Here is a 24,401-nt window from a genome sequence, read left to right on the forward strand (position 1 = left end):
GCCAACAACCATGCCATCTCCATTGCGTCTCGCGCTCACACCGGGCGAACCTGCGGGCGTGGGTCCCGATCTCGTCGTGCGTCTCGCCCAGCAGGCCCAGGCAGCCGAACTGGTCGCCATTGCCGCCCCCGAGCTGCTCGCCGCACGCGCCCAGGCGCTCGGACTCGAACTCGCGCTGTCGCCGTTCGATCCGGACGCCCCGTCGGCCGCGTCCCGCCCCGGTGAACTCAAGGTGCAGGCCGTTTCGCTCGCGGCCCCCGTTCATCCCGGCACACTGGATCCGCGCAATGCGGGCTATGTTCTGGAAACGCTGACCCAGGCCTGCGACGGCTGTCTAGAGGGTCGATTCGACGCACTGGTCACGGCGCCCGTGCACAAGGCCGTCATCAACGAGGCCGGCGTCCACTTCACCGGACACACCGAGTTTCTCGCCGAGCGCTGCGGCAGCGAGCCTGTCATGATGCTGGCGACCCCTGGACTGAGGGTCGCGCTGGTCACCACCCACCTGCCACTGAGCCAGGTCAGCGCGGCCATCACACGCCCCCATCTGGTCGAGGTCATCGAGATCCTGAACCGCGATCTCAGACAGCGCTTCGGCATCGCGCGACCGCGCATTCTGGTCTGCGGGCTCAATCCTCACGCCGGCGAGGGGGGACATCTGGGACGCGAGGAGATCGAGGTGATCGAGCCGGTGCTCGCCGACCTTCGAGACCGGGGCATGAACCTGATCGGCCCCCTGCCCGCCGACACCGCCTTCGTGCCGAAACGTCTGACCGAGGCCGATGCCGTTCTCGCCATGTATCACGACCAGGGATTGCCGGTCCTCAAGCATCTGGGGTTCGGCCAAGCCGCGAACATCACCTTGGGACTGCCCATCATCCGCACCTCGGTCGACCACGGAACCGCGTTGGATCTTGCAGGAACCGACCGAGCCGATCTCGGCAGCCTGGAAACGGCTCTCGGCATCGGGATCGAAATGGCTCGGACGAGACGGAATCGATAAGACCGACGGGACACTGCATCCGCGACAACGCGCAAAGACAGTGGTACATGTATACCTCGAAGGATTCATGGAACCAGAGAATCACGGCGACCTTTGCCCGCCATTTCAGAGGTTTTGCGCATGCCAACCAATTTGTCGCTGACTGATCTCCGGGTCTTGCTGGTAGACGACGACGCCTTCCTTCGCCGCGTCGTCAGTCAGGTGCTGTCGGGTCTCAAGCTCAAGCAGATCGCAATCGCTGAAAATGGCCAAGAGGCATTGACCTTCTTGAGCAACCATGAGGTGGACCTGCTGATAACCGACATCCAAATGCCCAAGATGAACGGTCTGGAGCTGATCAAGCAGATTCGTCTCGGCAACAGCCCGAGAAGACCGGATATGCCGGCGATCGTGGTGACCTCCTTCTCAACCATGGAGGTGGTGGCCGCCAGTCTGGCCCTGGATGCGAATGGATTCCTGGTCAAGCCGATCACCCTGGGAAGCGCGGCCAAGAAGATCAGCGTCGCCATGCAGGAAAAGATGGTCCTTCGGGGCCTGGACCACTATCGTTCGGTTAATACGGATCTGGATAGCATTGCCCAGATCGCGGCCGACAGGACGTCCATCGTCGAAGCCTCGATTCTGCGCGGCGAGAACGATCCCCACAGACGCAAGCCCGCCGGAACACAGGTTCAATTGAGCCAATTGCAGCCAGGGATGTGCCTGGCGGATGACCTTTACTCCAAATCAGGGATGAAGCTGATGTCTGCGGGCCAAGCCTTGAACGAGGGGCTCATCAACCGAATCAGAGAATTGGCCGAAGCGCTGGATAGCGACCAGATACCCATCGCATCGTCACAGAGTTAAGGAGTTTCGCGACCGCCCACGCGGGATTCAATTGGATTCGATCCATTCCCTGACCTGCCGAAACAGGGTCGAGAAATGCCCCATCTCGTGTGCCGCGCCTTCCGCGTCACCCGCCTTTGCCGCCTCTTCGATGATCTGGCATGAGTCCGCCAAACCGTTCGCTCCAAGCGTTCTGGCCGACGACTTCAGCTTATGCGCCAGGTGCCCCAACTCGGCGATGTCGGAGATGACGTCTGCCTCATGCATCTGGTCCGCGATCGGTGCATTGGTTTGCAGAAAATGGCCGTAAAAATCGCGCAATATCGCCGGATCCTCCGTTCCCAACAGCTCGCCCAATGCAGCGGGATCGACCGTCTGAGGCTGACTAGACTGGGATGGCTCCGACCGGGTCTGGGCGTCGCCGGTCTGCATGTTCGATCCGAGCCATTTATCCATCAGGGCACGCAACTCGTGCAGTTGGATCGGCTTGGTGACGTAATCGTCCATTCCGGCATCGAAGCATTTACGCGCGGTTCCCTTGAGTGCGTCGGCACTGATGGCGATTATCGGGGTGTGTTCGGCTCCATCTTCCAATTCACGGATTCGGCGGGATAGCTGATAACCATCCATCACCGGCATATGGCAGTCGGTCAGAAGCAGATTGAAATGCTCGGCCTGAAATTTTTCCAAGGCCTGCCGACCATCCTCGGCAAACTCCACGCCATAGCCCAACATGCTCAACTGCTGGCCGATCACCTTTCGATTGGTTTCGTTGTCGTCCGCTAGAAGGATCAAACGCCCCGCAGCCCTGGCCGCGTCGACGCCAACCGGATCGGAGAACGGGATGCCGGACTCGGGTTCGGCTGCAAGATCCAAGGATTCCCGGCCAGCAGCGACCGCAACCGCATTGATCAGCGAGCTGCGACGCATGCTGTTGAGGTCCAAAGAGATGCAGTCTTCCCGATCGAAGCGGGATTGAACGCGCCGACCGCGCTCCACCAGCACGAAGCGCAGATCGCGCGACTCCGCCGCACGACGCATAAGCTCGTGCATGGATGTGGGGATCCGTTGATCGCCATGATTGTCGATGACCACCACGGTGCTGCTCCTTCCATCGCACAATTCCCGACATTTCGCCACGGCATCCTGTGACGACACCAGAATCACCTCGGCGTCCGCATGCCGCAGATAAGTGTCCAAGATCCTGGTCGACACCTCCTCGCTCCCAATCAGAAGGACGCGGACCCCCTGCAGTATTCCTGGCCCAGGTTCTTGAATAGACGTCGCCGCTTTCTTCAGAGACAGAAACACCGAGAAGGTAGCACCCTGATTCGGTTCGCTCTGCACCTCAATATGCCCGCCCATCAGCTCCAGCAGGCGCCGCGAGATCACCAACCCCAACCCGGTGCCGCCGAAACGACGGGTCGTTTCCCCTTCTCCCTGCACAAAGGGCTGGAACAGACGCTCGCGCACCTCCGCGCTCATCCCGATGCCGTTGTCCTCGATCCGCAGCAGGAGATCCAGGTGGTCGGATCTGAAATCCCGCATCATGATCGAGACCATCACACAGCCCGAGCGGTCCGGCAGGTCCTTGCTGAATTTGATCGCATTGCCGGTCAGATTGAACAGGATCTGATTGAGCCGGACCGGATCCCCCTCGACGGTCGGCAGCCCAGGATCGCAGTAGATCAGCAGCTCGACCCCCTGCTTCGCGGCCAGGTGGGCGAGATTGCCTCCAAGGGTCTCCAGAATGGTCTCCAGCGACATGGGGATATTCTCCAGCTCCAGCCGGCCCGACTCGATCTTGGAGAAATCCAGCACGTCGTCGATCACCTCCTGGAGCATGCGCGCCGAATCCTTGGCGGTCCGTACCAGATCCTGCTGCTCGGACAGCAGTTTGGTGTGCGCCAGCATGTCGATGGTGCCGACGACCCCGTTCAGCGGCGTGCGGATCTCGTGGCTCATGGTGGCGAGGAAAGTGGACTTGGCGCGATTCGCCGCCTCGGCCCCCTGACGAGCCTGAATCAATTGGGATTCAGCCCGTCGGCGCTCGGTGATGTCGCGAAAGGTGACCACGGCCCCCGCCAGCCGGCCGTCCTTTCTGATCGGGGTCGTGGTGTATTCGATGGGCAGGCTGCTGCCGTCCTTGCGCCACAGTACCTCGCTCGAGCAGTGGTGCACTGTCCCATGGGTGAAGGCGGAATACATGGGACATTCGTCCACCGGGTAGTCAGAACCGTCCTCCCGCGCGTAATGCACTGCGGCATGCATGGATCGACCGATCAGCTCCTCCGGCGCATAGCCCAGCATGCGTGCGGCGGAGGGATTGATGAAGGTGGTGAGGCCGCGATCGTCCAGGCCGTAGATGCCCTCGCCCGCAGACTCCAGGATCCTCCGGCTCTTCTGCTCCGCCTCCTTGAGATCGAGCAAGAGCCGGGTCACGGCAAAGAGGGCGAGGCTGATGCCGATACCCAGCCCGAGCACCAGCCAGGTGGTCGCCGAGCGGGTCTCGGCATCGAATGCCGGCCGGCTGTGGAAGCTCAGGGTCCAGGTACGCCCGTAGGCCTGGATCCGCTGCAGGCCGGTGTGGCCCGGGTTCGGATTCGGCTCCGGCTCGTGCTGCACGGCGGAGTCGTACATGAGGGCGTCTGAATCGACCCTCTCGCCGTCGTAGATTCGAAACTCGATCACCAGGCTCCGCTTGCCGAGGATACCGGCCATGAGGTCGTCGACCCGATAGGGACTGTAGACGAAGCCCCGGAGCGCCTTCCAGCGCGCCTCCGCCGTCCCCAACGGCAGATCTGGCCGATAGATGGGCACGTACATGAGGAATCCGGCCTGCTCCTTGCCGTGGGTCTCCTGCACCAGCCGGACCTTGCCCGAGATGGTCGTGGCGTTGGTGTCCACGGCCGACTGCATGGCCGCGCGCCGGATCTCCTGCGAGAACATGTCGTAGCCGAACGCAGCGAGGTTGCGCCCGGAGAAGGGCTCCAGATAGACGATGGAGGTATAGAGCGGACGCTCGCCGGGCGGCTTGACCTGATAGTCGGGGAAGCCCTGTGCGCGCACTGAGGCGATGTGCGCCGCCAGCTGATCGGGCTGGATGACTTGACTGTAGCCGACGCCCAGGATGCCGGGATAGTTCTTCGCCAGACGCAACCGCACGATATAGTCGTGCCATTCCTGGCGGGAGACCGTCTCGCTGGCGTCGAAGAGCCCGGCGCCGCCGAGCAGGATCTGCTCGTGGTCGCGCAGCCGCTGCTCGATCCCCTCGTGGATCTCGCGGCTGAGCAGCTCGAACTGCCGCGTCGCGATCTGTCGCCCGTGATCGCGCAGCCCCATCCAGGCCAGCAGGACCGGCAACAGGGCGACCAGCAGCACGACCCACGAGAGAACGCTGCGTAGGTTGGCGCCCCTGGCTCGGGCAGACCGAGCAAAGCTCGACAGAGGGGTTCGGTTTCTCTCTTGCATCCGATCTCTGAACACCCAAATGATCCCGTTCAGACTCAAGGGTCCCGACTATATGCAGGCTAGGACGCCAGCCAGCCGGTTATCCCATCTCCCGGCCTGACGCCCGGGCGCAGAATCAACCCTGCATCTGGTCACTCGGCCTGCATCTGATTGTGCTCGATCCATTGCCCAACCTGCTGGAAAAGGCTCGAAAAGCGGTCCATCTCCTGTGCGACGCATGCGGAATCGCCGCCCTTGGCCGCCTCTTCGAGACGCTGACAGGAATCTGCCAAGCCGTTCGCGCCCACCGTTCTGGCCGATGACTTCAGCTGGTGCGCCAGACGTCCCAGCTCGGCGATGTCCGAGCCAGAATACGCCGCTTGGATCAGTCCTGCGGTCTGTGAGCCGGTTCTCAGAAAATCGTCGTAAAAATCGGCTAGCACCTCAGGATCCTGAGTCCCCAGAAGCTCTCCCAGTACCTTGGGGTCCAACGCCTCTGCCGGAGCGGGAACCGCCTCCTCCACTGGGACCTTCGCCACGTCAGCGCGCACTCCTGCTTTCAGCCATTTCTCCAGAACGGACTGAAGCTCGTGCAGCTGGATCGGCTTGGTGACATAGTCGTCCATACCGGCCGCAAAACATTTCTGCGCCGTTCCCTTCATGGCATCGGCGCTAATGGCGACGATGGGTGCACGCTCGCCGTCCTTTTCCAGCTCGCGGATACGTCGTGACAGCTGATATCCATCCATCAACGGCATATGGCAATCGGTCAGCAACAGGTTGAAGTCATCCGCCCGCCATTTGGCGAGGGCCTGCCTGCCGTCTTCCGCGAACACCACGCCATAGCCCAGCATGCGCAACTGCTGTCCGATCACCTTGCGATTGGTTTCGTTGTCGTCCGCCAACAGAATCAAACGGCCCGAGGCCCTGACCTCGTCGACAGAAACCGGCTCGGAGAGAGTGAATTCAAAGTCGGATACGCCGGACCGCTCGGGCGATTCGCGCCCGGCCGCGACAGCCACCGCGTTGATCAATGTCCTGCGACGCATGGCGTTGAGGTCCAGCGAGACGCGGTCCTCCTTATCGGTGAGAGGATCGCGACGCCGACCGCGCTCGATCAGCACAAAATGCGAATGGGGATCGCCGGCCGCGATGCGCAGCAGCTCGCGCACCGGCGTGGAGACGCTCGTGTCGCCGTGATTGTCGATGACCACCAGGGCCTCTGCCGTCGTGCTGCACAATTCCCGGCACGCCGCCAGCGCCCGGCTCGGTTGAACCGACGTCACCTCGGCGCCCGCGTGCTGCAGATAGTCCTCCAATATCCGCGTGGACTCGCTCTCGTCCTCGATCAACAGGACCCGGATTCCGGCGAGAGCGCTGCGCCTCTCTTCGGAAGGTCCCTGCACCGAGTCCAGGGCCAGGCGTACCGCAAAGGTAGAGCCCTGACCGAGTTCGCTGCGCACCTCGACGCGCCCGCCCATCAGCTCCACCAGGCGCTGGGTGATCACCAGACCGAGTCCGGTGCCGCCGAAACGGCGGGTCGTCTCTCCCTCGCCCTGCACGAAGGGCTGGAACAGACGCTCGCGCACCGCTTCGCTCATTCCGATACCGTTGTCTTCGACCCTTAGCGCGATCCCTACCCGACCGTTCATCTGCTGCAGCATCTCAACGCACACCAGCACCCTGCCTGAGCGCCCCGACAGATCGCTGGTAAATTTGATGGCGTTGCCGGCCAGGTTGAGCAGGATCTGGTTGAGACGGACCGGATCGCCCTTGACCTGCGGCAGCCGGGGATCGCAATAGATGAGCAGCTCGACGTCCTGCTTCGCCGCCAGATGGCTCAGATTCTGGCCCAGCGTTTCCAGAAGCGTCTCCATGGACAGAGGGACGCTCTCCAGCTCAAGCCGACCCGCCTCGATCTTCGAGAAGTCCAGCACATCGTCGATCACATCCTGGAGCATGCGCGCCGACTCCTTGGCAGTCGACGCCAGGTCCTGCTGGTCGGGTTGCAGATTGGTGTGCTCCAGCATGTCGAGCGTGCCCACCACACCGTTGAGGGGCGTGCGGATCTCGTGACTCATGGTGGCAAGGAAGGTGGATTTGGCCCGGTTCGCCTCCTCGGCCTCCTCGCGGGCCTGGATCAATTGCACCTCGGCCTCCTTGCGCTGGGTGATGTCGGTCACGAAGGCGATGAAGATATCCTCGCCGTCCCGCTCCGCTGGCTTGTACATGGCGGTGATCTCCACCGGCAGCCGACGCCCATCGCGGGTCTGGTGGATCGTCTCCAAACGGCCCCAGCCGCGCTCCCTGATCGGCTGCATCCGCTGCACGAAGCGATCTCCCGAGAGGCTCGGGTCGAAGTCGGCCACCCGCATGCCGAGCAGCTCCTCCCGACCGTAGCCCAGATGATCGCAGGCGCGGTCCGAGACCAGTGTCACCCGGCCATCCCCGGCACCAACCCAGAACTCGGCGATCCCGGTGCGGTCGAGCGCGGCCCTGGTCAGGGCCATGACGCGGTTGGCCTCGGTCGCCGCGTCCCGTTCCCGCTCCGCAGTCGCGAGCGCCGTCTCCAACTGCTCTTCCAGAAGCTTGCGCTCGGTGATGTCGCGAAAGGTAACCACGGCGCCCGCCAGCCGGCCATCCTTTTTGATTGGCGTCGTGGTGTATTCGATGGGAACGGGGCGTCCGTCCTTGTGCCACAACACCTCGGTCGCCGACCAGTGCGCCTTGCCATGAGTAAAGGCCTCATACATGGGGCATTCTTCAAGCGGGTAAGGCGAACCGTCTGGACGTACATTATGCACAGCGGCATGCATGGACCGGCCGATCAGCTCGTCGGGCACGTAGCCCAGTATCTGTCCGGCGGCGGGATTGATGAAGGAGGTGATCCCCCGAGCGTCCAGGCCGTAGATCCCTTCACCTGCGGACTCCAAAATCAACCGTCCGCGCTCCTCGGCCTCCTGCAGTAGGCGCTGCGCCTGCTTGCGCTCGCTGACGTCGCGGATGACGCCGGCGAAGCGCAGTCCACTCTCCAGCTCCAGTCGGTTGACGCTCAGCTCGATGGGAAAGAGGCTGCCGTCGGCCCGCCTTCCCTCGCCTTCGCGGCCGGTCCCAATGACACGCGCCTCGCCGGTCTTGCGGTAGCGTTCCAGATAACCGTCGTGCCCCCAGGCATCCATCTCCGTCATCAGCATCTTGACGTTGCGGCCCCTCATGACCGCAGCCGGATAGCCGAACATCGTCTCAATGGCCGGGTTCACGTCCTCGATGCACCCGTTGCGATCAATGATCAGGATGCCATCGACTGCCGAATCGAACACCGCCTTGAGGCGGTTGCGGGTCTCCTGGACCTGACGGCGTCCCCAGACAAAGACGGTGGCCAGGGCTATGACAATGAGCGCCGTGACGCCTACTCCCCCATAGATGAGCAGACGCACGAAGGAGAAAAGGCCATAGGTCTCGGCCACGTCCTGCTCGGTGGCTAGACCGATATCGAGCGCCTCATCCCACAGCCAGACACCGACGACGGGGACGCCCCGGTAGTCTCGGTAACCGTCCATATCGATGCCCCGTCGACCGCGAATGGCGCTTGCAGCCATTCGAGTCAGGGGGCGGTCCTGGGGACGGACGGCGGCCTCTTTACGCGTTCTCAGGTCGACACCCGGGTCGGTAATCCGCACTCGGGGTGGCTTCAAACGTGTCTGCTGCGAATCATCGCCCAGACCGGCCTGTGCCGAGCCGAGCAGACCCAAGGCACGCAGCCTGGGCTCGAGCCGGGTCCAGGACAGCAGGTAGCCCTGTCGGTCGAAAGCATAGGTTGTGCCGGTATCGCCGATACGGCCTTGATTCAGCAATGGAAACAAGACTTCATGAGGGTCGATGCGCAGCGTCAGGAGGGCAACGATCTGGCCCCGCGCATCCCGAACCGGGGCACCGACGAACATGGTCTCTTGGCGGTACAGCGGAACAGCGCCGCGCAACGGGATGTCGGTCGCTTGAATTCGGCTCAGCGCCGTCTCACCGGCCCAAAGCTTCTCCAGCACATCAGGCTGCTCGATCAGGAGATTCGTCGATCCGACATTGTCATCCCTGGACGAGGCCAGGCTCAGGTTGTCCGGGCCGATGATGAAAAAGCCGCTGTACTGCCCGGTCTCGAGGTGGACATTGAACTGCTCGCGCAACCGTCTCAGGCCATCGGAGGCGAGCAGCGAGGCCCGATCGGGATCCGCTGCGAGCAGTGAGCCGACGGCAGTAGTTACGTTCGTGGACTGGGCGAAAGCGAGCGCGGCCCGACGCTGATCCCTGGCCCAGACCCGGATTGCACGATCGGTGCCTTCGAGCACGGTCTCCAGTGCATTCCCAGCGGTCTCTCGAAAACGCTGTTCGATCAGTGCAGTGACGCTCGTGGAGCCCACCAGAATGGCAGACAGGGCAGCAAAAAGCACGACAGCCTGAGTGAGCCCGAGACTGCTCAAAACCCGACCCAGCGTCTTCCTTAAGGGGGTGGATCTCGGCATCTGCGGTCACTCCCAACAGAGGGGATTGTTCTATGCAGAACAGAGCATTAGAGGGACATCGCCATCAACGTCACAGGGATGCGCACACGATCCTTGTTTGCGAGCCTCCGTCGAAGCGTATCGCAGAAGCCAGCGTTGCAGGACAACCAGGAACCGTCTCGGCTCAACCAGCAGCTACTGGGAGAGAACATCAGGCAGCGCTCGCGAGATCCTCAATGAGCGCCAAATCCCGAGGAGAGGCCGTAACGGCATCATCCAGAGCGCTTCTGCAGCTCCCCCGCCGCCGCAATACGGGCACGCACCTCCAGCGCCACATCCAACGCCTTGAGACCGACCCGGCCATTGACGAGAGGAGAGGTTCCTTCACGGACACCGCGCACGAACTCGGCGATCTCGCGGTCGAGCGGCTTGATGGGCTCGACATGGATGCGATCGCGCACGATCGCCGGCCTGGACTCGCCCTCGACGGATTGGGTTTCGGCCACATCGATGGTCTGACCGACGAAGTCGAGCGAGAGATAGGTACGCGACTGGAACACCCGGATGCGCCGGGTCGTCTTTTCCGACACCCGGCTTGCCACCACGTTGGCCACGGTTCCGTTGTCGAATTCCAAACGGGCGTTGGCGATATCGACATGCTCGGTCAGCACCGAGGCCCCCACGGCGGAGATGTTGCGGATCTCGGCATCGACGAGGGACAGGATGATGTCGATATCGTGGATCATGAGATCGGAGACCACGTCCACGTCGGTGGCACGCTCGACGAAGCCGCCCATGCGCTGTGCCTCGATATAGAGCGGCGAGCGGATACGCTCGGCCAGGGCCATGACGCCGGCGTTGAAGCGCTCGACGTGACCGATCTGGAGCATGGAGCCATTCTCCCTAGCGAGCCGTACGATCTCGGCGCCCTCCTCATGGGTCACGGCGATCGGTTTCTCCAGAAGGACATGGATGCCGCGCGACAAAAAGGGCTTGGCGGCCTGTAGATGGGCCGAGGTCGGCACCACCACGCTCACGGCGTCGACACGGTCGATCAGATCATCAATCGCGGAGAACGGAGCGCAACCGGCCTCCTCTGCAATGGTCCTCGCCCGCTCGGCATCCGTATCGAAGACGCCGACCAACTCGACGTCCGGCATGCGCGAGTAGATGAGCGCATGGAAACGACCGAGATAGCCGACGCCGATGACGGCAACACGAAGCTTGTCGAGCGGGGATTGATCTGACATTCGGAAAAACCAGCGAGATTGGATGAGAAGAAAGCGGGCGAGGCTGTGGAATGCCCCTCGCCGATGCAGGTACCGGCCATCAACCGCCGATTTGTGACGGCGGGCCGGAGGACTCCACCGCGAGCGGCGGTCTGTCGCCTCCAGAGTAGACGGAGACCTGATAGGCCAGGGTCGCAAACATGCTGATCGCAACGAAGAGTACAAGCAACAAAAACGGATCGGTCTTCCGGTGACTGCGTTTCGTCATTATCAACATGGCTGAGATCGCTTCGCGTAAACTGTCAACAATTGTCTAATGTTCGGTCTCATTATTATGGAGAAACCCCATAAGTCCACCCCCTTTCCGCGCCCCGGGTTGACCTCTCGCACGTATTATCACGACTTCTGAAGCCATTGTCTGCCGTGGAGACCCAGGTGAAAGACTACCCTATCAAGATATCGGCACAGAGCCAGTATCAACCCGACCGTTCATCGCCCGAAGAGGGGCGATATGTGTTCGCCTACACCATCGTCATCGAGAACCAGGGCGAGGCCCCGGCCAGACTCCTGGATCGGCACTGGATCATCACGGATTCGGATGGGCAGGTGCAGGAGGTACGCGGCCAAGGCGTCATCGGAGAGCAACCGAGCATCGCGCCCGGGACCTCCTACGAGTACACCAGCGGCGCCATCCTCGCAACCCCGCTGGGAAGCATGCACGGAAGCTACGGCATGCTCGCCGAAGACGGAACGCGATTCGAAGCTCGCATCCCCGCCTTCTCGCTCGCATCGACCAGTCTTCACTAAAAGACGCTAGAAAGACGCTCCCGCGATGCCCCCAGCTTGCTGGGGGCTCGCAGCCTCTTGGAGAAGCTCTTCGCATGCCAATTTACGCCATCGGCGATATCCAAGGATGCTATTCGGAGTTGCGTCGACTGCTCGACCGCCTCAACTTCGACCCGGCTAATGATCGGCTGTGGTTCGTCGGGGATCTGGTCAACCGAGGTCCAGATTCGCTCGCCGTACTCCGCTTCGTGCGCGACCTCGGCGAAACGGCCGTCTGCGTGCTCGGAAACCACGACCTGCACCTGCTCGCGCTGGCCAACGGCAACAGCAAGCACGCCAAGAAAAGCACACTGGACCCGGTGCTCAAGGCGCCAGACCGAGATGAACTGCTCGACTGGCTGCGCCACCGACCGATGCTCCATCACGACAGGGAGCGCGGCCTGACACTGATCCATGCGGGACTTCCGCCCCAGTGGGATCTGACCGAGGCCCAAATCTACGCCCGCGAACTCGAGGACGTCCTTCGGGGCGACGATTACAGGAACTTCCTCGCCGCCATGTATGGCGACAAACCGGCCCGATGGTCCCCTGATCTCACCGGGATGGACCGGCTCAGACTCATCACCAACTGCCTGACCCGACTGCGTTTCTGCTCACCCAACGGCACGCTCGCGCTCAAGGAAAAGGGCGACATCGGCTCACAGGCATCCGGCCTGGTGCCCTGGTTCCAGGCGCCCGGAAGACGCACGCAGAACGACCGTATCATCTTCGGACACTGGTCGACGCTGGGTTACTGGAATGGAGACAACGTCTGGGCGATCGACAGTGGTTGCCTCTGGGGCGGATCCCTGACCGCGCTGCGGATCGATCGCATGCCCATGGAGACCGTTCAGCTCGACTGCCATGGGCACCTCAGACCGGATCGCATCGACTGATGCGTCGCTCGGATCACCCGGGACGCGTGACACGATCAGCCCAATAGGGTCGCTGCGGGGCTGCTGACCCTCTGCCATTCGATAAAGGTCATGGCGAATGCATTGCGCTCATCGGCAGATCGCTCGACCCGGCCAACCTCGCGCCAGTCATGCGGATCCCAGTCCGGAAAGAAGACATCGCCCTGAGCTCGCGTATGAACCAGCGTGAGGAGCAGCGCATCCGCGCGCGGCATGGCCTCGGCATAGAGCGCGGCGCCACCCACGACCATCAGATCCGACTCGCCCTCGGCCAGGGCGATCGCAGCGTCCAGGCTGCTCACCACGTCGCAGCCCTCGGGCGCGAATCCCGGATCCCGCGAGAGCACGATATGACGTCTGCGCGGCAGCACACCCGGCAGGGACTCCCAGGTCCGCCGCCCCATGACGATGCTCTTGTCCAGCGTCAACTGCTTGAAATGGGCGAGATCCGCCGGAAGCCGCCAGGGTAGATCGTTATCCCGCCCGATCACCCGATTTTCGGCAACGGCCGCCACCAAAGACAACAAAGGCCGACCGGTTGGCGCTCCGGCCGGCCGCGAGAGATCGGACGCCATGGATTCAGTGAGCCGAGGCCGCGATCGAGGGGACCTCGGCCGGGGCCGACCAGAGCCGCTCCAGATTATAGAAATCACGCACCTTGGACTGCATCACATGGACCACGACCCCATTGAGGTCGACCAGCGCCCACTCGCCCTCCGCGAGCCCCTCGGTACCGAGCGGCGTCTCGCCGGCCTCCTTGGAACGAAAGGCAATCGTCTCGGCGATCGCCTTCACATGCCTGTCGGAGTTTCCGGAGGCGACCACCATGAAATCCGTCACCGACGTCTTGCCACGCACATCCATGACGGAAACATCCTTGGCCTTCATATCGGCCAGGGTATCCAGAACGAGTTGCCGGAGTTGTTCAAGCTGCATGCGATCTCCTCTGCGGAAGGTCAGGGGGTGCCATTGCACCAGTCTAAAAAACGAAATGCCCGTCGGGCGTCATCCATCGGATCCGGTCCGATATAGCCCGGTGCGCTCGATGTAGTCGAGCACCGGATCGGGCAGTAGATAGCGCGGACGCTTGCCCTGCGCGATCAGCTGACGAATCCGCGTGGACGAGATCCCCAGTTGGGTCACATCCTGAAATTGAATCCGCCCTGAGGGCAAGGCGGCCAGCGCCGCCGCATCCTCGCAACCCCGTGCCCGATAGAGATCGCGCAGCGCCGGCTCCTCGGCCGGATCGTGTCCCGGACGACGCATCACCACCAGGTGCGCCATCTCCAGAATCTCCATCGGCCGATACCAGCGCAGAAAGCCCGCGAAGGCGTCGGCACCGATCAAAAGACAGAGCGACCTCCGAGGCCCCAGTTCGTCGCGCAACGACATGAGGGTCTCATAGGTATAGGAAGGCGTTTCACGCAGAAGTTCGCGCGGATCCACCGCAAAACCGGGCTCGCTCTGAATCGCCGCCTCCAGCATGGCGAACCGCGCCTGGGCATCGGCGCGCGGCTGTTCGCGGTGCACCGCGACCTTCAGCGGAACAAACGACAGACGCTCCAGCCCGAGCCCCTGGAGACAGTCCAAGGCAGGCCGAAGATGTCCGTGATGCACTGGGTCGAAGGTACCGCCGAAGATGCCGATCATGCGTCACGCGCAACCCGGACGACAGCATTCGCATGCATGGCGACCAGTTTTGAAACGGGGGTTTGCAACTCGAAGTCACCGGGTGTCCGAACGACCCCGACGGATCGACAGGAGCCGGCCGCCCCTTTTGAGGCGCTGGAGGTCATTGAGATGACAAGCCGAACTTGAAGCAAGATCCCCTTGCCCACGTAAGGTGGTGATTAGCGGATGGGGCGCACGTTAGCAGAATCCGCTCGGATTGTCCTGCGCCATGAACGCCGAAGACTCCGCTCCAAAAAAGAACTGCCGCGAACCCGTCGCGGCAGTTCTGGGCATCGATCGCTAAACCGGCATCAGTTATGCGACTTGAGCATCAGTTTCAGGATCTTCAGATTGATGACCCAGAAACGATAGAACTGCCAGACGGCCGAGGTTCGCATGTATTTAGTGAAACCGGTCGGAACTGGCGGATAGTAGGCCTGCTGATAGGGTTCTTTGTTCTTGACTGCCATGATTGGTTACCTCTTCGCCTCGATTTTCGTTCGGATCAATCCGGAAGAATCGACCAGCCTGGACGCAACTTGGCCTGATAGATGAAAACGTGATGCAACAGGTACTTCATCCAGTGCCCAGCAAGACCGATCTCACCGAAGGTGAGGTTCATATCACGACCGTATTCCGGATAGGTCTCGTAGTCCGGCACGACCGGAAAGACCGTCATGGTCGCCGCCGATCCCTTGAACAAATCCATGCCGGTCGAGGCCACGCAAGCCGCTCCCGTTTCGGCCATAGAGGCGGTATGGGTCGGACCCGAGGCGCCATTGATCATGTCGCGGATGCTGCCGGCGACCGCCAGTCCCATCGTCGCCGAGGGCATGCCGGTCCGCGGAGGAGTCGGGCTGATCTGGGTGCCGCTAGGGCTCTTCATGACCTTACTGATCGGATGCGGCGGCGCAAAGGCGATACCGACGGCGAACATGTTCTTGTACTTTGGGTTCTGATAGGTCTTCGGCCAATCGTTCTTGCTCCAATCCTCATAGGCCTTGGGAGTGTAATCCGCATCGACCTTCATGAAGCCATTGGGCGCGAAGACCTCGCTGGTGATGTCGCCACCGGACTTGTCGAACGCCTTGATTCCCACACCGGCGAAGGGCGGAATCAGCATGGCGAAATCGAACTCCAGCTCATGCGTGCTTCCATCGAGCTGTTCGTAGTGGAGCTTACCGGGCTCGACCTTGGTCACAGCCGCGCGAGTGATCCATTCGACTTCGCGCTCGACCATCAGCGACTCGGCAAAGACCTTACCGTTGGTTAGGTAACCACCACGGGTGATATGAACCCCGCCCATCCCGAAATCACCCAGCTCGTACTCGTTGCTGATCCAGATGATGCGGCCACGATCGCGCACACCCGCCCCGCGCAGTGTGTGATCGACGTTATAGATGTACTCGAAGGCGGCGCCCTGGCAGGTGCACATGCCATGCCCCGTTCCGATGACAAAGGTTTTGGTCGCGCCGCCCTTCATGGCCTTGATGCATTCCTGAAGCGCCGCATTGGTCTCCAAGGCATGCTCGGACGTGCACACCGACAACGAATGGCCCCCATCGGGACCTAGACCTGGGGTGGCACCAAAGTTGAGCTTGGGTCCAGTCGCGTTGATGAGATAATCGTACTCAATCTCGCCCAACTCGCCCTCGCGGCCGGATTCGGTGTACTCCACGCTCACGAACGGCTTATCGCGCGTAGCGCTGCCCTCCGGGTTGATGGAGAGCGCCTTCGCCTGATGGAAGGCGACATTGACCTTCTTGTAGATGGGGGCCAGATCGAAGGTGACCTGGGCTTCCGTCATTTCACCCACTGCGACCCAAATGTTCGAGGGAATCCAGTTCCATTTCGGCTTGGGCGAAACCACGATCACCTCGTGCTTCTTGCCGATCCATTTACCCAAGTATCTAGCGGCCGTATGACCCGAGATGCCTGCTCCGAGAATCACGACACGTGCCATAGAGACACTCCTCCCTATCTTTGTAGTTGGAGACGGAAACCTGTTTGACTTCGATTTGAGCCCTGACAGCCGCCCCGACCGGGGCTACTGCAGCATTCTTAACAATTGAATTGATAATTGTCGAGGACGAACTAAGGTTTTTTCGATCCAAGAGACCCGAATCCAACCCTAGGGTTCCCTCAGACGCGAATCTCTCCGTTGCCCAGCACCACAAATTTGAGCGAGGTCAATCCTTCCAGCCCGACTGGACCACGTGCATGGAACTTGTCCGTGCTGATGCCGATCTCCGCGCCCAGCCCATACTCGAAGCCATCGGCGAAGCGCGTCGAGGCATTCACCATGACGGAACTCGAATCGACCTCGCGCAAAAAGCGTCGAGCGCGCGAATAGTCCTCGGTGACGATCGACTCGGTATGGGCCGAGCTATGACGTGCGATGTGATCCATGGCCTCGTCCAACCCATCGACCACGCGGATCGAAAGGATCGGCGCCAGATACTCGGTATCCCAATCGGCCTCCGTCGCCGGACTGGCATCCGGAATCAGATCGCGGGTACGGACGCAGCCCCGCAGCTCGACCCCCTTCTCCGCATAGGCCGCCGCCAATCTGGGCAGGATGGCGTCCGCCACCGCTGCGTCGACCAGCAGGGTCTCCATGGTATTGCAGGTGCCATAACGTTGAGTCTTGGCGTTCAGGGCGATGGAGAACGCCTTGTCGAGATCCGCCTGGGCGTCGATGTAGACGTGACAGATACCGTCCAGATGCTTGATGACGGGCACCCTGGCGTCGCGACTGATGCGCTCGATTAAGCCCTTGCCGCCACGGGGAATGATGACGTCGATACACTCGGGCATGGCGATCATGGCGCCGACCGCAGCGCGATCGGTGGTCGCCACCACCTGCACGCCCTCGGCAGGAAGCCCTGCCTCGACCAATCCCCGCTGAATGCAGTCCGCGATCGCCTGATTCGAGGCAAAGGCCTCGGAGCCGCCACGCAGCACGGTCGCGTTGCCCGACTTCAGACAGAGCGCCGCAGCATCGGCGGTCACGTTCGGACGCGATTCGTAGATGATGCCCACCACACCGAGCGGCACCCGCATCCGCCCGACCTGGATCCCGGACGGGCGATAGTCGAGATCCGTGATGGCGCCGATCGGATCCGGTAAGGTCGCAACCTGCCGGAGACCCTCGATCATGGAATCGATCCGTGCGGGCGTCAGTTCGAGCCGGTCCAGCAGCGCCGCGTCCAGCCCCTTGGCCGCGCCAGCCTCCATGTCCTGTCGATTGGCCGAGGCGATGGCGGCGCGCTGGTGATCCAAAAGGTCCGCGATCGCGATCAATGCCGCGTTCTTCTGGCCCGTTCCGGCACGCGCCATGGCGCGCGCCGCGACTCGGGCGCGTTGCCCGACCTCGTTCATGTAGCCAACGACGTCGTCGATCTGTTCTGCAGTCATCGGTAAAACCCGTTCGATAAAGATGCGCGCCCACCGCAAGACCCTGTCCGCACAGGCATCGCAAACCGATGGAAAGACGCGAGAGATGTTCGATTATAGACGAGCCTGAATTGCCATCCGGAAGGGATCGAGACACCGCCGGCCAACCCCGTTCAGGACTGACGCCCAGTAGCCAGCCTATCGGCGATGATCGCCAGACGCCGCCATGAATCGCTTTGGGCATAGCCCTTGATGATACGATCGACCTCGGCGCACTGCTGCAACAGACTATGCAGCAACGCCAGCGGCAGTCGCCGAAGCGCACGTTCGAGCGCCGACAGACGCTGCCGAGGCACGCGATGCTGGGCGAAGACGCTGGACGGGGAGTCCCCGCGCGCGATGGCACCGGCGGCCTCGGCCAGCATGCGCAGCTCGCGCGCCATGACCCAGAGCACCAGAACGTCGGCGGTTCCCTCCGCGCGGAGAACGGACAGGATACGTTGCACACGGGCGCGTTCGCCATTCAGCGCGGCATCGGTCAGGGCGAAGAGATCGAAGCGTGCGCTATCAGCCAGATTACCGAGCAGATCGTCCAGGACCAGCGGGCCTCCCTCATGGAGAAGCCGCAGCTTCTCGATCTCCTGAACGGCGGCCAGCAGATTGCCTTCGGAGCGCTCGGCCAGAAGGGCCGATACTCCGGACGCGGGCTGAAAGCCAACCGCCTGTAGACGCTGCCCAATCCAGGACTCCAGCTCCTGCTCCTTGAGCGGCCAGACCTGGATCACCGCACCGACGGAGTCGAGCGCCTTGGCCCATTGCGTCTGTAGATCCTTTCGCTCCAACCCCAACGCCAGAAGCAGGAGCACATTGTCCGAGCAGGGATGCGCGCAATACTCGCGGATCGCCGCCCCGCCCTCCTTGCCGAGCTTCCCGCCCGGCGCGCGCAACTCGATCAGCTTACGCGCCGAAAAGAGCGACATGGAGGCCGAGGCGGCGGCGAGGGCGCGCCAATCGAAACCCGCCTCGGCATCCAGCACCTCGCGCTCATCGAACCCCTTGCGCCTCGCCGCCTCGCGGATGAGACGGGCGGACTCGCCGAACTGATAAGGCTCGTCACCGCAGACCAGATAGACCGGTGCGAGCCCCGACTTCAGATGCGTCTGGAGCTGATTGAATCTGACCTGCACCGCAATCGCCTAATTCAACACCGCACGTAACCGCATCAGAATGCGATCGGCCGCATCGGTCGCGAAGTCTTCGTAGATGAGATCCTCTTCGAGCTGCTTGCCGAGCACCTCGACGTCTGGGTTATCGAAGTTGCGGACCAGATCCATGGTCTGTGTCGGCACCTTCTGGGCTCCATCCGGAGAGACGGCATCGAAGCGGACGACATAGTGGAGCTCGTAGGCCAGCGTCTTGCCGTTGGCGTTCACGGCCGCCACGCGCGAGGAGCGGCCCTCGGACAGAATCCGCAGCCGCAGATTGGCCTCGGCAGGGTTCTCGGTCAGATGCACCTGGCTACCGGTCAGCAGATCCCTGATCGCGCTGCGCACCGGCGAGCCGGGACTCGAGTCGACATAGATCGGCGTGAGGTCCTGCGGGATCTCGACCTCGCCACGCAGCTGAAATCCACATCCCGAGACCAGCACGGCGACGAGCAGGGAGACCAACAGCCAGGTCCCAACCCGCGCCGAAACAGGGCGTCCGGACCGAGCGGTCTCGAAACGGCGGCTGAACATAGGGCTGAATCTCCCTCAGGCCACGATGTTGACGAGCTTGTTGGGCACCACGATCACCTTGCGCACCGGTTTGTCGCCGATGAACTTCTGCACCGGCTCGCTGGCCAGGGCCGCCGCCTCGACGGCCGCCTTATCGGCATCCGCCGACACCTTGACGCTACCGCGCATCTTGCCGTTGACCTGCAGCACGTAGTCGATGCAGTCCTGCTTGAGCGCCTCCTCGTCGACCTTGGGCCAGTCGGCGTTCAGGATATCGTCGCCCAGACCCAACTCTCGCCAGAGGTGATGCGTCACATGCGGCGCGATGGGCGCCAGCAGACGCAGCACGATGCCAACGCCCTCGCGGATCAGCGCGGCGCGCGCGGGAGACGCCTCCAGACGGTAGAGGGCGTTGACCATGGTCATGCAGCCCGAGACGACCGTATTGAACTGTTGGCGCTCGTAGTCGTAGAGCGCCTTCTTGAGCGCGGTATGGATCTCGCGGCGCGCCTCCTGGGCCGGCTCGTCGAGATCGGCCGGGGCACCGGCGGCACGGATGGCCTCGGCCTCGCCGACGGCGAGCGACCAGAGACGTCGAATGAAGCGGAAGGCGCCCTCGACGCCCTCGTCGTTCCATTCGAGCGACTGGTCGGGCGGCGAGGTGAACATGGTGTAGAGCCGCACCGTGTCGGCGCCGTAGCGCTCGGTCAGCACCTGAGGATCCACGCCGTTGTTCTTGGACTTGGACATCTTCTCGATGCCGCCGAAGATCACCGGCTCGCCGTCCGACGCAAGCCTGGCGCCGATCACCTTGCCCTTGTCGTCGCGCTCGACCTCGACGTCGGCCGGATTGAACCACTCCTTGCGTCCGTCGGCGCCCTCCCGATACCAGGTCTCGGCGATCACCATACCCTGGGTCAGCAGGTTGGCGAAGGGCTCGTCGCAGTCGACCAGACCCTCGTCGCGCATCAGTTTGTGGAAGAAGCGCGCATACAGCAGATGCAGCACGGCGTGCTCAATGCCGCCGACATACTGATCGACCGGCAGCCAGTATTTGGCACGCTCGTCGAGCATGGCGGTATCGCAATCGGCCGAGCAATAGCGAGCGTAGTACCAGCTCGACTCGAAGAAGGTATCGAAGGTGTCCGTCTCCCGGGTCTCGCCGTTGCCGATGTCGGAGAAGGACGGCATCTGCTTGAGCGGCGAACCGGATCCGTCGACCACCACATCCTCGGGCAGACGCACCGGCAGGTCGGTCTCGGGGCGCGGATCGCCATCGGCGGTGCGAACGACTGGGATCGGACAGCCCCAATAGCGCTGGCGCGAAACGCCCCAGTCGCGCAAACGGAAATTGACCGTCTTGCTGCCCTTGCCGCGCTCGTACAGCCAGGCGGCGATCGCATCGACGGCATCGGCGGAGGTCAGGCCATCGAACTCGCCCGAGTCGAAGAGCACGCCCTTCTCGGTATAGGCCCCCTCCTCGATCCCGCAGGGGCTGCAGTCGGCCGAACGGATGACCGCCTTCTTGGGGATACCGTAACGCTCGGCGAATTCCCAGTCGCGCTGATCGTGCGCCGGCACCGCCATGACCGCGCCGGTACCGTAGCCCATGAGCACGAAGTTGGCGGCATAGATGGGCACCAAGGCACCGGTGATGGGATGGACGGCGTTGATCCCGAGCGGAAAGCCCTTTTTCTCCATGGTCTCGATCTCGGCCTCCGAGGTGCCGCCCTGGCGACACTCCTCGATGAAGGCAGCGATTTCGGGATTGCTCTCGGCGGCGCGGTGCGCCAACGGATGCTCGGCGGCGACAGCGACGTAGGTCACGCCCATCAGGGTATCCGGACGCGTGGTGTAGATGCCCAGCACCTCGCCCGCGCCCTCGATCCCGAAGTCCATGGCCACGCCCTCGGAGCGCCCGATCCAGTTGCGCTGCATGGTGCGCACGCGCTCGGGCCAGCCATCCAGCCCGTCGAGCGCGTCCAGCAACTCCTGTGCATAGTCGGTGATACGCACGAACCATTGTTCGATCTCGCGCTTCTCGACCGGTGCGCCCGAGCGCCAACCCTTGCCGTCGATGACCTGTTCGTTGGCCAGCACCGTTTGATCGATGGGGTCCCAGTTGACCGTCGCCGTCGAACGATAGGCCAGCCCCTTTTCGACCAGGCGGGTGAAGAGCCACTGCTCCCAGCGGTAATAGTCGGCATCGCAAGTCGCCAGCTCGCGGTCCCAGTCGTAGCCGAAACCGAGCTGCTTGAGCTGGTCCTTCATATAGGCGATGTTCGACTTGGTCCACTGCGAGGGCGGAATGCCGTGCTGGATGGCCGCGTTCTCGGCTGGCAGACCGAAGGCGTCCCAGCCCATCGGCTGGAGCACATTCTTACCGAGCATGCGCTGGTAGCGGGCGATCACGTCCCCGATGGTGTAGTTGCGCACATGCCCCATGTGCAACCGTCCCGAGGGATAGGGGAACATAGAAAGGCAGTAGTACTTCTCACGGGACGGGTCTTCGACCGCCTTGAAGGATTGCTGTTCTTCCCAATAGCGCTGGGCCGCCGCTTCGATGGCGCACGGATCGTAATCGGTCTGCATGGAATTCAAGTCTTTGACAACGAGGGTTGGAGTCGATCTGAGTAAGGATACCTCAGAGCCACGGGACACCGCGACCGCCACGGAAACGCCCGCACGATACGCAAGGCCCGAATGACACCGAGACACGGCAAGGCTTTTGCTATCCTAATCCCGACGCCCGACGGGCCGTCGATCCATCACTGGAGCACCTGGAGATAGCGCGCATGACCCAAGATCAAAAGAACGAGACGGTCGACAAACTGGTGCAGGCTTACGAGCAGATGCTCAAGCAAACGCACGAGACCATCGAGAAGGCCCAGACGGAATCCGTGCCCAAATTCCGTGAAGTCCTCGAAAAGACCCGCGACAACATGGTCGAACTCGGCGAACTGAGCCGCGAGGAGGCGCAGAAGGTCTCCGAATTCATCCGCCGCGACATCGAGGACGCCGCCAACTACATCGCCGAGACCGGCCAGGACATCCGCGACTGGTGGCGCTTCGACCTGGAGTTGATGGAAAAACGGATGATGGACATGTTCAAGATGGTCGCCGACCAGACCAGCCTACAACTGGCGCAATGGGCCGAGACCGCGCGTCAAATGAGCCTCTATCGGGCCGGCGAGATCACGGGGCCGGGCACATTGGTCTGCGACCGCTGCGGCGCCGAGACCAACTTTGTGAAGGCCGGACGCATTCCGGACTGCGCGGACTGCGGCGGCACCCTGTTCCATCGCCGCGCCGAGGGAGATAACGACCAATCCGGCACCGGCGAAGACGCCAAGGGCTAAACAAACAGCCGGCGGATCGGCTGGAAATCCGGCCGATCCGCGCTTACTATGCAGTTTCGTGTCATGTCCCGCAGGAGAGACCGGCCCGTACGGCCGGCGCCGAAGGCGCAACACCGCCCGGAATCGCTCAGGCAGAAGGACTGCGGGGATAACGACCGACTCTGGAGAGCGGTGGCGACGAACGTATCGGTCGCCATCCACCGACGGGGCAGCAGCCGAGCACATCGCATGCCGGCCGCAAACTCTCAGGTTTAGGACAGAGGGGCGATGTCGGGGTCAACGGACCTCGGCCTCGTGCTGTCGTCGCCGCCCAGTGGGCCGACGACCCCTGACCAGGTCCACTTGGAGAGTCGGATGGGACGACATACCCCCCTCTATTCCCAACATGCGCGCCTCGGCGCCCGCATTGTTCCCTTCGGCGGCTGGGATATGCCGCTGCACTACGGCTCCCAGATCGAGGAGCATCATGCCGTGCGCCGCGCGGCGGGCATGTTCGATGTCTCTCACATGCGCCCCGTCGACATTGAGGGCGAGGATGCCCAATCCTTCCTGAGACGCCTGCTCGCCAACGATGTCGCCAAGCTCCAGTCCCCCGGCAAGGCGCTCTACAGCTGTATGTTGAACCCGGCCGGCGGGGTCGTCGACGACCTTATCGTCTACGCGCGCGGCCCGAACCGCTATCGCCTCGTCGTCAATGCCGGCACGGCAGACAAGGACATCGCCTGGATGCGCGAGCACGCCCAAGGGGCCGCGCTCGACATCCGTCCCCGTGACGACCTGGCGATGATCGCCGTCCAGGGTCCCGAGGCCCGCGCCCGGACCGAGCCGCTCCTGCCCGAGGACCTACGCGCCGCCGCCATGCAGCTCCAGCCATTCTTCGGCGCCGAGGGCGCGCATTGGTTCGTCGGGCGCACCGGCTATACCGGCGAGGATGGATTCGAGATCATGCTTCCAGCCGAACAGGCCCCGGAGCTGTGGCAGGCCCTGATCGATGCCGGCGTCCAGCCGTGCGGACTCGGTGCGCGCGACACGCTGCGTCTGGAGGCCGGCATGAACCTCTACGGACAAGACATGGACGACGAGATCGGCCCGCTCGAATCCGGCCTGGCCTGGACCCTCGCCTGGGAACCCGCCGATCGCGATTTCATCGGACGCGAGGCACTGACCAAGCTGCGTCAGGACCCGGAACGGCGCGTCTTCGTCGGCCTGCTGCTCACCGGACGCGGCGTCATCCGCAACCACCAGAAGGTCCTGGTCGAGGGTCGCGAGGTCGGCGAGATCACCTCAGGCGGATTCTCGCCCACGCTGGAGCGTTCCATTGCCCTGGCACGGGTTGCACCGGGGATCGGCGACACTTGCGAGGTCGAGATCCGGGGCAAGCCCGTCGCGGCGCGCCTGGTCAAGCCGCCCTTCGTGCGCAACGGCAAGATCCGCATCGATCTGTAACGACCACGGCATTGGCCCCAATTCCAAGCGCCACGCCGCCCTATTGAACTATCGACGGGTCCCGACCGG

General features: G+C 62.8%; 18 protein-coding genes and 1 riboswitch. Of the genes, 6 read left to right on the top strand and 12 right to left on the bottom strand.

The genetic code is table 11. The annotated features are described in order from the left end of the window. Window positions 1-10: 10 nt before the first annotated feature. Together pdxA and THIDRDRAFT_RS23595 are read left to right on the top strand one after the other, a co-directional pair. Window positions 11-1,003, top strand: a complete 993-nt coding sequence (pdxA, locus tag THIDRDRAFT_RS05320) for a 4-hydroxythreonine-4-phosphate dehydrogenase PdxA (protein ID WP_007039780.1) — start codon at window positions 11-13, stop codon at window positions 1,001-1,003. A gap of 120 nt (window positions 1,004-1,123) precedes the next feature. After that, window positions 1,124-1,849: a response regulator gene (locus tag THIDRDRAFT_RS23595; RefSeq protein ID WP_007039781.1), complete on the top strand. Its 726-nt coding sequence runs from the start codon at window positions 1,124-1,126 to the stop codon at window positions 1,847-1,849. 27 nt (window positions 1,850-1,876) lie between these two features. Here THIDRDRAFT_RS23595 and THIDRDRAFT_RS05330 read toward each other — a convergent pair whose 3' ends face one another. From THIDRDRAFT_RS05330 to THIDRDRAFT_RS05340, 3 genes are all read right to left on the bottom strand, one after another. Beyond that, window positions 1,877-5,299, bottom strand: coding sequence for a CHASE domain-containing protein (locus THIDRDRAFT_RS05330; RefSeq protein ID WP_007039782.1), 3,423 nt, complete (start codon window positions 5,297-5,299; stop codon window positions 1,877-1,879). Between the two features lie 131 nt (window positions 5,300-5,430). After that, entirely contained in the window at window positions 5,431-9,795 is a 4,365-nt protein-coding gene (locus THIDRDRAFT_RS05335) for a PAS domain S-box protein (RefSeq protein ID WP_007039783.1), read from the bottom strand. A 251-nt stretch (window positions 9,796-10,046) separates the two neighbouring features. Continuing rightward, on the bottom strand, window positions 10,047-11,024 hold the full coding sequence (locus THIDRDRAFT_RS05340; RefSeq protein WP_007039784.1) for a Gfo/Idh/MocA family protein: 978 nt from the start codon (window positions 11,022-11,024) through the stop codon (window positions 10,047-10,049). Between the two features lie 414 nt (window positions 11,025-11,438). Between THIDRDRAFT_RS05340 and apaG the strand changes: the two genes are divergently transcribed. Together apaG and THIDRDRAFT_RS05350 are read left to right on the top strand one after the other, a co-directional pair. Next, window positions 11,439-11,810: a Co2+/Mg2+ efflux protein ApaG gene (gene apaG, locus THIDRDRAFT_RS05345; protein ID WP_007039785.1), complete on the top strand. Its 372-nt coding sequence runs from the start codon at window positions 11,439-11,441 to the stop codon at window positions 11,808-11,810. Window positions 11,811-11,884: 74 nt separating this feature from the next. Then, window positions 11,885-12,724: a symmetrical bis(5'-nucleosyl)-tetraphosphatase gene (locus THIDRDRAFT_RS05350; protein ID WP_007039786.1), complete on the top strand. Its 840-nt coding sequence runs from the start codon at window positions 11,885-11,887 to the stop codon at window positions 12,722-12,724. A 35-nt stretch (window positions 12,725-12,759) separates the two neighbouring features. Here THIDRDRAFT_RS05350 and THIDRDRAFT_RS05355 read toward each other — a convergent pair whose 3' ends face one another. The 9 genes from THIDRDRAFT_RS05355 to leuS form a co-directional block, all read right to left on the bottom strand. Further along, window positions 12,760-13,317, bottom strand: coding sequence for a dihydrofolate reductase (locus THIDRDRAFT_RS05355; protein WP_007039787.1), 558 nt, complete (start codon window positions 13,315-13,317; stop codon window positions 12,760-12,762). Between the two features lie 4 nt (window positions 13,318-13,321). Beyond that, window positions 13,322-13,678 (bottom strand): ribosome silencing factor, encoded by a 357-nt coding sequence (gene rsfS / locus THIDRDRAFT_RS05360; protein WP_007039788.1) that lies wholly within the window; start codon window positions 13,676-13,678, stop codon window positions 13,322-13,324. Between the two features lie 69 nt (window positions 13,679-13,747). Next, entirely contained in the window at window positions 13,748-14,392 is a 645-nt protein-coding gene (nadD, locus tag THIDRDRAFT_RS05365; protein ID WP_007039789.1) for a nicotinate-nucleotide adenylyltransferase, read from the bottom strand. Window positions 14,393-14,724: 332 nt separating this feature from the next. Then, window positions 14,725-14,883, bottom strand: coding sequence for a hypothetical protein (locus THIDRDRAFT_RS26355; RefSeq protein WP_007039790.1), 159 nt, complete (start codon window positions 14,881-14,883; stop codon window positions 14,725-14,727). A 35-nt stretch (window positions 14,884-14,918) separates the two neighbouring features. Continuing rightward, window positions 14,919-16,376 carry an NAD(P)/FAD-dependent oxidoreductase gene (locus THIDRDRAFT_RS05370; RefSeq protein ID WP_007039791.1) on the bottom strand — a complete coding sequence of 486 codons (1,458 nt, stop codon included), beginning with the start codon at window positions 16,374-16,376 and terminating at the stop codon, window positions 14,919-14,921. A gap of 179 nt (window positions 16,377-16,555) precedes the next feature. Next, entirely contained in the window at window positions 16,556-17,830 is a 1,275-nt protein-coding gene (locus THIDRDRAFT_RS05375) for a glutamate-5-semialdehyde dehydrogenase (protein ID WP_040843988.1), read from the bottom strand. 152 nt (window positions 17,831-17,982) lie between these two features. After that, window positions 17,983-18,996 carry a DNA polymerase III subunit delta gene (gene holA, locus THIDRDRAFT_RS05380; RefSeq protein WP_007039793.1) on the bottom strand — a complete coding sequence of 338 codons (1,014 nt, stop codon included), beginning with the start codon at window positions 18,994-18,996 and terminating at the stop codon, window positions 17,983-17,985. A 9-nt stretch (window positions 18,997-19,005) separates the two neighbouring features. Then, entirely contained in the window at window positions 19,006-19,548 is a 543-nt protein-coding gene (locus THIDRDRAFT_RS05385) for an LPS-assembly lipoprotein LptE (protein ID WP_007039794.1), read from the bottom strand. 15 nt (window positions 19,549-19,563) lie between these two features. After that, a complete protein-coding gene (gene leuS, locus THIDRDRAFT_RS05390; protein WP_007039795.1) occupies window positions 19,564-22,119 on the bottom strand; it encodes a leucine--tRNA ligase in 2,556 nt (851 codons plus the stop codon). 203 nt (window positions 22,120-22,322) lie between these two features. Between leuS and THIDRDRAFT_RS05395 the strand changes: the two genes are divergently transcribed. Continuing rightward, window positions 22,323-22,886: a zinc ribbon-containing protein gene (locus THIDRDRAFT_RS05395; RefSeq protein ID WP_007039796.1), complete on the top strand. Its 564-nt coding sequence runs from the start codon at window positions 22,323-22,325 to the stop codon at window positions 22,884-22,886. A gap of 61 nt (window positions 22,887-22,947) precedes the next feature. Continuing rightward, window positions 22,948-23,039: riboswitch (glycine riboswitch) on the top strand. A 201-nt stretch (window positions 23,040-23,240) separates the two neighbouring features. Then, on the top strand, window positions 23,241-24,332 hold the full coding sequence (gene gcvT / locus THIDRDRAFT_RS05400) for a glycine cleavage system aminomethyltransferase GcvT (protein ID WP_007039797.1): 1,092 nt from the start codon (window positions 23,241-23,243) through the stop codon (window positions 24,330-24,332). The last annotated feature ends 69 nt before the right edge of the window (window positions 24,333-24,401 follow it).

This window comes from Thiorhodococcus drewsii AZ1, assembly GCF_000224065.1.
Classification (GTDB): Bacteria; Pseudomonadota; Gammaproteobacteria; order Chromatiales; family Chromatiaceae; genus Imhoffiella; species Imhoffiella drewsii.

Coding starts and splice junctions, on each gene's coding strand:
- THIDRDRAFT_RS05355 (WP_007039787.1), bottom strand. CDS start 13,317: ATGGCGTCCGATCTCTCGCGGCCGGCCGGAGCGCCAACCGGTCGGCCT.
- THIDRDRAFT_RS05395 (WP_007039796.1), top strand. CDS start 22,323: ATGACCCAAGATCAAAAGAACGAGACGGTCGACAAACTGGTGCAGGCT.
- THIDRDRAFT_RS05370 (WP_007039791.1), bottom strand. CDS start 16,376: ATGGCACGTGTCGTGATTCTCGGAGCAGGCATCTCGGGTCATACGGCC.
- THIDRDRAFT_RS05335 (WP_007039783.1), bottom strand. CDS start 9,795: ATGCCGAGATCCACCCCCTTAAGGAAGACGCTGGGTCGGGTTTTGAGC.
- gcvT (WP_007039797.1), top strand. CDS start 23,241: ATGGGACGACATACCCCCCTCTATTCCCAACATGCGCGCCTCGGCGCC.
- rsfS (WP_007039788.1), bottom strand. CDS start 13,678: ATGCAGCTTGAACAACTCCGGCAACTCGTTCTGGATACCCTGGCCGAT.
- THIDRDRAFT_RS05340 (WP_007039784.1), bottom strand. CDS start 11,024: ATGTCAGATCAATCCCCGCTCGACAAGCTTCGTGTTGCCGTCATCGGC.
- THIDRDRAFT_RS05330 (WP_007039782.1), bottom strand. CDS start 5,299: ATGCAAGAGAGAAACCGAACCCCTCTGTCGAGCTTTGCTCGGTCTGCC.
- nadD (WP_007039789.1), bottom strand. CDS start 14,392: ATGATCGGCATCTTCGGCGGTACCTTCGACCCAGTGCATCACGGACAT.
- pdxA (WP_007039780.1), top strand. CDS start 11: ATGCCATCTCCATTGCGTCTCGCGCTCACACCGGGCGAACCTGCGGGC.
- THIDRDRAFT_RS23595 (WP_007039781.1), top strand. CDS start 1,124: ATGCCAACCAATTTGTCGCTGACTGATCTCCGGGTCTTGCTGGTAGAC.
- THIDRDRAFT_RS05350 (WP_007039786.1), top strand. CDS start 11,885: ATGCCAATTTACGCCATCGGCGATATCCAAGGATGCTATTCGGAGTTG.
- leuS (WP_007039795.1), bottom strand. CDS start 22,119: ATGCAGACCGATTACGATCCGTGCGCCATCGAAGCGGCGGCCCAGCGC.
- THIDRDRAFT_RS26355 (WP_007039790.1), bottom strand. CDS start 14,883: ATGGCAGTCAAGAACAAAGAACCCTATCAGCAGGCCTACTATCCGCCA.
- THIDRDRAFT_RS05385 (WP_007039794.1), bottom strand. CDS start 19,548: ATGTTCAGCCGCCGTTTCGAGACCGCTCGGTCCGGACGCCCTGTTTCG.
- THIDRDRAFT_RS05375 (WP_040843988.1), bottom strand. CDS start 17,830: ATGACTGCAGAACAGATCGACGACGTCGTTGGCTACATGAACGAGGTC.